This window comes from Colwellia aquaemaris (assembly GCF_057548755.1).
The window spans coordinates 1-719 of record NZ_BAAJLV010000029.1; the positions used below are offsets into that span (position 1 = coordinate 1).

Annotated in this window: 1 protein-coding gene; it reads left to right on the forward strand. The window is 33.4% G+C overall.

The genetic code is table 11. The features are described 5' to 3' along the window. Window positions 1-30: 30 nt before the first annotated feature. The gene (locus tag AC27HL_RS19550; RefSeq protein ID WP_487082728.1) at window positions 31-429 is read left to right on the forward strand and encodes a hypothetical protein; all 399 of its coding nucleotides are present in this window, start codon (window positions 31-33) and stop codon (window positions 427-429) included. The last annotated feature ends 290 nt before the right edge of the window (window positions 430-719 follow it).

Below are 719 nucleotides of genomic sequence, written 5' to 3' on the forward strand. Positions count from 1 at the left end.
GTTATAGCTACTTTGAATCTGGAGTATTAAATGAGCTCAATAATTACATGTCGAGAGCAATTTGTATGGAAATATGGGATTGGCTCTGACGATAGTTTTCTTGGATTACATCAAGTTCCTGAACTCGTCGGGGTTGGCACACATCACACTGTAGCTTTTGACGAGGAAGAATTATTAAATTCAGGTAAAACTATTTGGAGTCAAGTTGATCCCATGCAATCTGAAGTACAAGGTGAGGTGTTAATTATCAATTCATCTGAAGTTGAAAAAATTCAAAATTATATAAACTCTAATTTACCTAAGTTAAGTTTTTGGCAAAAATTGGCAGGTAAAAAAATTAAGCCTAATAGTTTTCTACAAATGCTACATAGTTTATTAGCTCATATATCAACAGAAAATGATTCTGAGTTTATCCTTGCTTTTGGTTAAGGTGTAGGTAGCTATAACAAGTCACTCAAAAGGACAAATAACAGTTGGCTGTTTGCTCCTGCGTCGCTTATTTTAGCCAACAATTATTTGCCTCTTAGTGAGGCGTTATATGCTTTAAAGAATTACGTATAAAGGCAAGAGATTTTTTACGTAGTGTTTTTCGCTAAAACTGTTTAGTGTATGCACTAATAAACTTTGTTATTTATACCTTTTTCAAAGGTAACAAAGTTATTAATTTAGTTCAGCCAGTTGTGCTAACGCTCAAAAGTTTACGGTTGGTCGTTCTATAA